Below are 9,228 nucleotides of genomic sequence, written 5' to 3' on the forward strand. Positions count from 1 at the left end.
CGTCAGATCCAGGCCGTCAATGATCTTCAATAGCGTGTCCAGCACTGGCGAGGATACGCCTTTCTCGATGCGCATTAATACGGCCACATCAAGACAGGACTCATAGGATAATTTATGCAAGCTCCATTTTTTGGCTTTTCTCAATCTGGCGATGTGTTTGCCGACATCCGCCGAGTCATATTTGAAATTGAAATCTTCCTTTAGTTTAGCTATTGACATTATTAAATCCTAGATTATACTGATGTTAATTAGCGTTGCTAAATAGCAGTGCTAAGTAGCAATGCTAATTAACAATAATACTAAATAAACAGGAGGAGATTTATTATGACTATAGCGACAGGCGAGAAAATGTACGCGGCGGACATTCTCAATCTAACTTTTTTCCCGAAAGGCACGCTACTGACTTTCAGTTCTGCAGCGTGGGGCGCAACCGGCGCGGAATTCAAAAATATCTGGAAAATCTGCAATGCCGCCAATCATGCCGTTGATCCAAACATACCGGATCTGACCGATAAATTTCTGCGCGGCGCGGGCAGTTCCGGCGTTACCGGCGGCAGCAATTCTGGTTCTGCGGATATTACTTTGACCGACGTGAATTTGCCCGGTCATAATCATCCCTTGACCGGAACATTGACTACGAGCAATGAAAGTCAGGGACATACCCATTCAGTTACGGCTGCTGGAAATATTTCCGGGGAAGGAACACATGCTCATTCCGTTACTGATGTTAATGATCCCGGGCATAAGCATGATTTAGAGGTGGATTATGATTCTAATGGGACGGAATACTATCCGGGCGCTGGCGGTGCACGACAGGCTACCACAAGCCTTGCTGTAGTCAGCAGTAAGACAGGAATTTCGATCACCGGCGGCGGCACGCACGGACATACATTTAGCGGCAGTTCGGTGGCTTCGGAAGGCGCGAGCGCAAGCCACACCCATACGCTTACCTTGAACGGCAATACGGGAGATTTTGGCAGCGCTTCAGCAACGCCGATACAGGTTTCTATAAACACTGTGCCGGAGTATTACACGGTTATTTATATTATTAAAATAATCTAAGGCAGATCCCGAAAAATAAATTTTATTTGTGCTAAAATTAAAAAATATGGCTTTGACCGTAACACGCGTGCAGCAGCTGCAAAAATTGCAGAAAATACTGCAGATCAATTTTGCTAATTTGGAATTGCTCAATAATGCCTTGACCCATTGCTCTTGCCAAAATAATGAAGCGGACAACGAGCGGCTGGAGTTTTTGGGCGACGCAGTTTTAAAAATAGTCATTTCCGAATATTTGTTTGAAACTTTTGCCGACAAAGACGAGGGTTTTTTGACTAAAGTCCGCGCGGTGCTGGTTAGCGACTCGGCGCTGGCGGAGATCGCCGCGCGTCATGCGCTGGGCGATTATCTGCTGATGAGCCGCAATGAAGCCGCCACCGGCGGCGCGCGGCGCAAGTCCAATCTGGCCGATAGTTTGGAGGCGCTTTTTGCGGCCTACTATCTGGACAGCGGTCTGGCGCGCGCGCGCGAGTTTATCTTGAGAATTTTTCAGCCGTTTTTCGCCGAGGAAATCGAGCTGGCCGACTTTCAGGATTACAAATCTGTCCTGCAGGAGAAGGCGCAGGCTTTAGGCTGGAAATTACCGGAATATCGTGTTATACAAGAACGCGGTCCCGAGCATGACAAGGTTTTTACCACTGAAGTTCTGGTGGCGGGGCGCGGTGTTTGGGCCAGGCTGCGGCCTTATGCGGCACAGGGGCAAAACAAGACGAAAAAAGGCTCCGAGCAGCAGGCCGCGAAAAATTTGCTACAGGACGCGCATTTCAGGGGGATACTGGAGAGTGTTTGAATGTATCTGAAAAAACTGGAAATGTTCGGGTTTAAAACCTTTCCCGACCGGACAGTTTTGGAGTTTGCGGACGGGCGTGGCATCACGGCGATCGTCGGGCCCAACGGTTGCGGCAAAAGCAATATTATCGACGCGTTTCGCTGGGTGATGGGTGAGCAATCGATCAAGCTGCTGCGCGGTTCGCAGCAGGAAGAGGTTGTTTTTGCCGGCACGGAGGAGCGTAAGCCGGTTTCGCTGGCCGAAGTTTTTCTGACTATCGATAATTCCGATCACCGGCTGCCGGTGGATTATAGCGAGGTCGAAGTCGGCCGCCGTTTTTACCGTACTGGCGAGAGTGAATACCTTATCAATAAAGAAGTAGTGCGCCTGCGCGATGTGCAGGAATTACTGATGGACACCGGCATCGGCAAAGGCTCTTACGCAATTATCGGGCAGGGGCAGGTGGTCAGTCTGCTGCACAACAAGCCGGAAGACCGCCGCAAATTGTTCGAGGAAGCCGCCGGTATTCACAAATATAAATCCCGCAAGCACGCCACGCAGCTCAAACTGGAAGCCGCCGAGCAGAATTTATTCCGCTTGAGCGACATCCGCGCGGAGATCCACCAGCAGCTGGGGCCTTTAGAAGAGCAGGCCAGAACAGCTAATGAATATCAGATTTTGAAAAAAGATCTGGCCGGTTTGGAAATTGGTTTGTTCAAGGTCAAACTGGGCAAATTGGATTTTTTTAAGCAGGAAGTCGAGCAAAAAATTGCCGAATATAAAAAAGTTGTCGAGGAAGCCGACACGGGTGCGCGGAATATCGCCGCGAAAAAACAGGAATTCCGCGGCAAAATAGTTGAGCTGGATAAACAGCTGCAGGATTTTGACAGCCAGCTGCAGGATTTGCGCCGGCAAAAAGCCGAATCCGCCAATAAGTCCGATGTGGCCAAAGAACGCGCCGGCAATCACCGTCAGCGTTTGCAGGCGGTGGAGCAGGAGATCGCGCAGCTGGAAGCCAACAAAACGGCTTTGCTGGCGCGGCAAAACGAAGCGCAGGTTGAGCTGGGCGCGGTGGAAAAATCCGTGGCCGAGCTTGACGAGCGTTTGGCCAGGAAAAACGAGGAAACCCGCGCCATTGTCGAGCGCTGGCAGCAGGTCAATCAAGAGATCGCTGATTTGAAAAAAGCTTTGACGGATTTTTTGGATCAGGTGGAAAACCAAAAATCCAAACTGCTGGGTTTGGAATCCGGCGAGACGGTTGTGGCCGGCGATTTGCAGCGCGTGGAAACTTCGCTGACGGATTTTGCCAGGGAGCGGGCAGAACTGGCGCAGCGCAAGGGCGAACTGCTGGAACGCAAAACTTTTGTTGACAGCAATGTCGATGAACTGCACGCGCGGCGCGATGAATTATTCAAACAAAAATCGCAAAAAGAAGACGAGCGCAAAACTAAATTGGCGCGGCGCATAGAGATCAAGGAAAAATATGATCAGCAGTCCTCGCGTTTGCAGTTGCTGGAAGAAATGCAGCGGACGCATGAGGGTTTTCAAAAAGGCGTGCGTTCGGTTTTTCAGGCCAGAAAAGATAACACGCCGGGCTTTGGCGGTATTGCCGGAGTGGTGGCGGATATTATCACCGTGCCCAAACAGTACGAAGCCGCGGTGGAAGCCGCGCTGGAAAATAATCTACAGGCCATTGTGGCGGAAGACCGCGCCGCGGTCGAGCAGGCGCTCCAGCATTTGCGTGAGCATGCGCTGGGACGCGCGACGTTTATGGCCGGCGGTCTGCTGAAAAACGCGGTCAAAGTCACGCCGCCGCGCGGCGTTTGCGCTGTCGATGTGGTGTCCTGCGCGGAAAAATATCAGGAATTTATCACCAGTTTGCTGGGCACAGTATGCATTGTGGATAATCTTGAACAGGCCTGGAGTGTGTTTGAGCAGAGCGAGGCCAGCGGCTTATCGGCGGTGGTTACGCTGGCTGGCGAGGCGCTGACCGCCAAGGGTTTGCTGACCGGCGGTTCGGTCGGCAAGGAACAGGAGTCGATCTCTTTATTGAGCCGCCAGCGTGAGATTATCGAGCTGAGAAAAGACAGCGAGCAGTATACCGGAGAATTGGCGGCGCTGGATACGGAGATTAAAACTATCGAGCAGCTTTTTGGCCAGATTGAAGAAGAATTAAAAGAACACGCCAATAAATTGAAGCATCTGGAGATAGAGCAGGGCACTATTGCCAACGATCTGGCGCGCCTTGAGATTGACCGCGGCAAATTGGAGAAAAATATCGTCAATAGCCAGCAGGAAATCACGCAGCAGCAAAGCGAAATGGAGAGGATCGCCGGACAAAAACAAAATCTGCGGACTGAGCTGGCCGAGCTGAATAAGCAGCGGGAAGAAAAAGAAAAAATTATTGCAGAAAAAGAAAGCGCCCTGCAGCAGGCGGACGGTGAAAAAACGACAGTCAATGAGCTGCTGACCGAGATCAAGATCAACAGCACCAATGCGCTGGCTGCCAAACGGCAGATTGAATTAAAGCTGGAATCTTACCGCGACAATATTCAGCAGACCGAAGCGCAGCTGGCCGAGAAAAGCGCGGAAAAAGAAACTTTGCGACAAAGCATCGCCGAGGCGGAAAATATTCTGCGGGACACGCAAAATATTTTGCCGGAAATCGAGGGCCGGATCGAACAGTCCCAGACCGGCCTCCATGCGGCCAATCAGGAGCGCGCGCGGTATTTCAACGATCTGGAAGTTTACGACCGTCTGGAAAAAGAACGCCACGATGCCGACCGTGAGGTGCGCGCCAGGCTGTCCGAGGAGGAGATCAAAATGGCGCGCGTGGAAGCTGAGCACGCTGAGATGCTGCGCCGCATGGCCAATGAATACAATCTGACTATCGATGATGTGTTGAAATCCGAAGCGGTGGTGGAAGATTACGAAAAGACACAGGATGAGGTGGAAAAACTCAAACGCCGCATCAAACGCATGGAGCCGGTCAATCTGCTGGCGATCGAAGAGTACGAAGCGCAAAAAGAACGTTTGGTTTTTATCGAAAATCAGTGTGAGGATCTGGAAAAATCTAAAGCCGATCTATTAAGCATTATCAAAGAATTAGACCGCACCGCGCTGGAGGCTTTTAAGGAAACTTTTCATTTGGTAAACGAGCATTTTAAGCAGATTTTTACTTCGCTTTTCAACGGCGGCTACGCCGAGCTGCAGATTTTGGATAATAATAATATTTTGGAATCCGGCATTGAGATTTTGGCGCGTGTGCCCGGCGCGAAAAAAACCCAGTCAATGTCCCTGCTTTCCGGCGGCCAAAACGCTTTAACAGCGGTGGCTTTGCTTTTCTCTCTGCTTTCAGCGCGACCGGGGCCTTTTTGCATACTCGACGAGATCGACGCCGCGCTGGACGACCCGAATATCGGCCGCGTGACCGAGCTGCTGAAAGAATATGCGGAAAAAACACAGATCATTATCATCACGCACCGGCAGGCCATGATGTCTGTGGCGGAAGTTCTCTTTGGCCTGACTATGGAGCAAAAAGGTGTTTCCAAAGTTGTTTCGTTAGAATTGCCCGACAAAGAAAAGGCGTTGCTGGAAGCGTGATCTACCCCTCCGCCGCTTATGCGGCGCCTCCCCTTATCAAGGGGAGGCGATAGAGAGTTATTAAGATATTGAAAGAGGAAGTAAATGGTTGCTGTTATAATTGACGGGAAAAAAATTGCGCAAAATATTCGCGGAAAAATAAAAAACGAAGTTGCCAAATTGACCAGCAAGCCCGGGCTGGCGGTCGTCTTAGTCGGTGCTGATCCGGCTTCGCAAGTTTATGTAAATTCCAAAGAAAAAGCCTGTCAGGAAATCGGTTTTTATTCTGAAGTGCATCGCCTGCCGGAAACGACCGGCGAAGCGGAACTGCTGGCCTTGATCCAAAAATTAAATGTTGATCCTAAAATACACGGCGTGCTGGTACAGCTGCCTCTGCCGAAGCAAATTGATGTCAGAAAAGTTATTCTGGCAATTAACCCGGATAAAGATGTGGATTGTTTTCATCCGCAGAATACGGGCAATTTGGTGAATTATTTTAAGGCTGCCGATCAAACAATGATATTGCCTTGCACGCCGCTGGGCTGCCTCAAGCTGCTGGAGTCGACCGGAGTTTCTTTGTCCGGTAAAAAAGCGGTCGTGGTTGGCCGCAGCAACATAGTTGGCAAACCAATGGCTATTTTGCTGTTTCAACTGGACTGTACTGTTACGGTTTGCCACTCGCGCACGGAAGATCTGGCTAATGAGGTACGGCAGGCAGATATTGTAATCGCGGCGACTGGCCAACCGGGTTTAATTACCGGCGGGATGATCAAACCCGGCGCGGTAGTGATCGATGTCGGCACCAACCGCGTGAACGGCAAATTGACCGGCGATGTGGACTTTGCGGGCGTTTCCGCAGCCGCCGGATTCCTCACTCCAGTCCCCGGCGGCGTCGGCCCCATGACCATCGCCATGCTCATGCAAAACACGCTCAACGCGTATCTGGCGCAAAAGAAATAACTTCTTAGTTTTTTACTTTCCGGTTTGATTTTTTTTAGTTGGTGGCAGAAATCCCCATTGTTTTTGAGGCGATTCTTTTTCCGGCGCAAAAAATTTATTTATAACCTCAACTACCGAGCTGATTTTCTGATCTTGAGAATGTTGATGCCGAATAATGACGGCTATTTTTCTTTGTAAATTTTTATGTGTAATAATAGCTTTGCGTAACTTTACGAAAATCCGCATAATTTGAATATTCACGCTTACTGCCCTTGCGCTATTAAGCACGCTGGATAACATTAGAATTCCATGTTCTGTAAATGCGTACGGTAAGTATTTGATGTTTGAGCCCTGACTGTTTTTCAAGGTGCCAATTTGGCACCTTGAATTTTGCGCTTCTTGCTTGGTCAAGACGAACATAAAATCTGCGGGAAACCTAACTTTGTTCCGGTTAACCGCTCTTTTGAGTTGTTTGGTTTCCACACCGTACAGACTTGCTAAATCCCTATCCAACATTACTTTCTTGCCTCTAAGCAAAAATATTCTATTTTCAATAACTTCCGTAGTTACCAATGCTTCTGATTTTTTCATAATTCCACTCCTTTTTATTGCCAGCTTTTTTGCCAACTATTTATAGGTAATCATGCAAGAAAAATGCCAACTATGCTACAAGATTAGTCGAATTTTCTGCAACAATTTAATATTGCTTACGATAAATTATTAGATAAATCTTGCTATTACGGTACGACCGACAGCGACCTCAAGTCGCGGAGGAAGTACCTGTCGCATTGGCGACAGGTATAATTTAGAAAAAAGCGGGTAATAATATCCGCAGGAGAAAGAAATGAATAATTATTACTTGACAGTCACCCCCCCCCCCCCCCACTGTCGAACAGACAGTATCTAAATCGTTAATTTCCAATTTTAACTTTGCTTTACAAAGAGGTGATGCCTATGGGTGAAACCTCTGGTGTTTTTGTTTCCCGTTAAAAAAGTAAAAAAACAAAATTAAGAAAAGGAAGGTAATTTATATGGTGAACACAAATTTTTCAGTCAATGCGGCCGGAAATCTAGCGCAGTATAATTTAGTTACAAACACGGAGAAAACCAAGGACACGATTACGGTAGAAGATATTACTGTAATGGTAAAGCTAGGACAGTTTAATAAAATCCGCAGTCTAATTCAGGAGTTAAAAAACGGCAGTCGAAGTGATAAGAGGGTCGCTCAAAAAATCGCGGCCTTTGCAGAATTTTATAAAAAAGAGCTTGATAAGGTTTATCCTGTTGAGTTTCACGATGTACTCAACAATAATAGAGATAATATTGTCCCTGCTCATATATATGAACAATTTGCGGATATTTTAGATAAGTACAATATTATTTCTTATAATCGTCCGACTGCCGATATAAATAATCCAGCCAGCCATAATTTTGTCGACCATAATAAAATTCTATCAGAAAGCATATTAACTGAGGATGGTCAGCCTAGACAGCAAGACTTTATTAATCATGCCCGCAATATAAATATTACCGAAGTTGATGAGCTGATTAGGCGCAGAGATTTTGCCACATTAAATTCTTTAGTACAGGATTTAAGAGGAATTAGTGGAAAGTTGTCTGGGAATAATCGAATTTCTGTTGAAAAAGGCATTCAAAGAATACAGAATGAAATTAGCGAGTACTCTCTTCTTGATTTTGCCTATAGTTCTGCGACGTATGATTTAATCAGGCACAGAGATTTTGCTAAAATAAATTCTTTAATACAGGATTTGAGAAAGATTGGTGGAGATAATCAAATTTCCGCTGAAAAAGCCATTCGGAGAGTACAAAATGAAATTAGCGAATTCGCTTACTCTTGGGAACTGGATAGGCAGTTTTTTCAAGGCAGTAAATCCGAAGCGCTGAGAAATAATGGCAATATATGGCATCCACGCACAGGAGAACTTGGTTCAGAAAGCAAAGCGGAAGAGATGGCTGAATTTTTTGAAAGTAAAGGAGACAATGATATTTCCACGAAAATACGCGAGCAAATTAAAAAAGTTACAGATAAAAGAACAAACGCTTTGTTATCGGGGAGAAGGGATCCAGTTCCATTTAAATCATTCAACTTAACACCAGAGTTTGAATCTTTGCGCAAAATTCTACAGGACAAAAGCGATCTGCCGCTTGATATTCAGAAGGAGATAGAAAACTTACTGCAGGAACGCTTTAGTTCACAAGGTGATTAACCCAAATCACTTTCATGTTTTGGCCAATCCGGAAATCAATCTCCGAATTGGCCAAACTCAATCCCCCAGCGCCGTTTTCACCCACTCGGGGTGTAGCGGCGCGGCTTCGAGGAATTTGGTCATCAGGCCGGTGTAGCCCTTGCCCAGATCGCGCCACCAGAGCAGCGAAGCCTGGGACAACCGCAACGAAAACAGCGTCCGTTTTTTTAAGGCGCGGGTCTGCTCGGCCATTTCTTTTAATTCCTCCGCGGTCAGCGGCGGATTGTCGGGATCGGTCGGGTCAATTTTACGGCCTTTTAGCCCGGCGCGGACCCTTTCAATAACTCCACCAGGTATAGGTCTGGTTATATTTATCCTGCTCCTCACCATTGCCATAATAGATGCTCCTTTCTTTTTTAGTTGCTTTGCGTGCCGAAATTATTCTAACGACATTATTACGGTGCGTGACGCTCACAACCAGAATTTTGCCGATATTGCCAATAACTTTCCAGCGCTTTTCGGTCAGGCTGTGCTCTCGGTCATAAGCGATCCGGCAAAACTGATCATTAAAAATATACTGCGCATCCGCAAAGTCCACACCGTGTTTTGCCAAATTCTTTTTATTTTTTTCCTCGTCCCATTCAAATTCCAGACTGGATAATAACACATACA

9 protein-coding genes are annotated in these 9,228 nt (G+C 47.3%); 5 read left to right on the forward strand and 4 right to left on the reverse strand.

Annotated features, from left to right (window positions below):
* On the reverse strand, window positions 1-219 hold a 219-nt coding region (locus tag LBJ25_05845; protein MDR1453477.1), incomplete at its 3' end, for a helix-turn-helix transcriptional regulator.
* 105 nt (window positions 220-324) lie between these two features.
* Between LBJ25_05845 and LBJ25_05850 the strand changes: the two genes are divergently transcribed.
* The 4 genes from LBJ25_05850 (at window position 325) to folD (ending at window position 6,370) form a co-directional block, all read left to right on the forward strand.
* The gene (locus tag LBJ25_05850) at window positions 325-1,062 is read left to right on the forward strand and encodes a hypothetical protein (protein MDR1453478.1); all 738 of its coding nucleotides are present in this window, start codon (window positions 325-327) and stop codon (window positions 1,060-1,062) included.
* 46 nt (window positions 1,063-1,108) lie between these two features.
* The gene (gene rnc / locus LBJ25_05855) at window positions 1,109-1,849 is read left to right on the forward strand and encodes a ribonuclease III (GenBank protein MDR1453479.1); all 741 of its coding nucleotides are present in this window, start codon (window positions 1,109-1,111) and stop codon (window positions 1,847-1,849) included.
* Window positions 1,850-5,431: a chromosome segregation protein SMC gene (gene smc / locus LBJ25_05860; GenBank protein ID MDR1453480.1), complete on the forward strand. Its 3,582-nt coding sequence runs from the start codon at window positions 1,850-1,852 to the stop codon at window positions 5,429-5,431.
* A gap of 84 nt (window positions 5,432-5,515) precedes the next feature.
* The gene (gene folD, locus LBJ25_05865) at window positions 5,516-6,370 is read left to right on the forward strand and encodes a bifunctional methylenetetrahydrofolate dehydrogenase/methenyltetrahydrofolate cyclohydrolase FolD (protein MDR1453481.1); all 855 of its coding nucleotides are present in this window, start codon (window positions 5,516-5,518) and stop codon (window positions 6,368-6,370) included.
* A gap of 12 nt (window positions 6,371-6,382) precedes the next feature.
* On the opposite strand, the gene LBJ25_05870 is transcribed toward folD, so the two are convergent.
* Entirely contained in the window at window positions 6,383-6,940 is a 558-nt protein-coding gene (locus LBJ25_05870; GenBank protein MDR1453482.1) for an ORF6N domain-containing protein, read from the reverse strand.
* Window positions 6,941-7,380: 440 nt separating this feature from the next.
* On the opposite strand from LBJ25_05870, the gene LBJ25_05875 reads away from it, so the two are divergent.
* Window positions 7,381-8,577 (forward strand): hypothetical protein, encoded by a 1,197-nt coding sequence (locus tag LBJ25_05875; GenBank protein ID MDR1453483.1) that lies wholly within the window; start codon window positions 7,381-7,383, stop codon window positions 8,575-8,577.
* Window positions 8,578-8,634: 57 nt separating this feature from the next.
* Here LBJ25_05875 and LBJ25_05880 read toward each other — a convergent pair whose 3' ends face one another.
* Window positions 8,635-8,952 (reverse strand): BrnA antitoxin family protein, encoded by a 318-nt coding sequence (locus LBJ25_05880; protein ID MDR1453484.1) that lies wholly within the window; start codon window positions 8,950-8,952, stop codon window positions 8,635-8,637.
* The gene (locus tag LBJ25_05885; protein ID MDR1453485.1) at window positions 8,894-9,223 is read right to left on the reverse strand and encodes a BrnT family toxin; all 330 of its coding nucleotides are present in this window, start codon (window positions 9,221-9,223) and stop codon (window positions 8,894-8,896) included. The genes LBJ25_05880 and LBJ25_05885 overlap by 59 nt, the downstream gene beginning before the upstream one ends.
* Window positions 9,224-9,228 lie beyond the last annotated feature (5 nt).

It is taken from the genome of Candidatus Margulisiibacteriota bacterium, assembly GCA_031268855.1.
Classification (GTDB): Bacteria; Margulisbacteria; Termititenacia; order Termititenacales; family Termititenacaceae; genus Termititenax.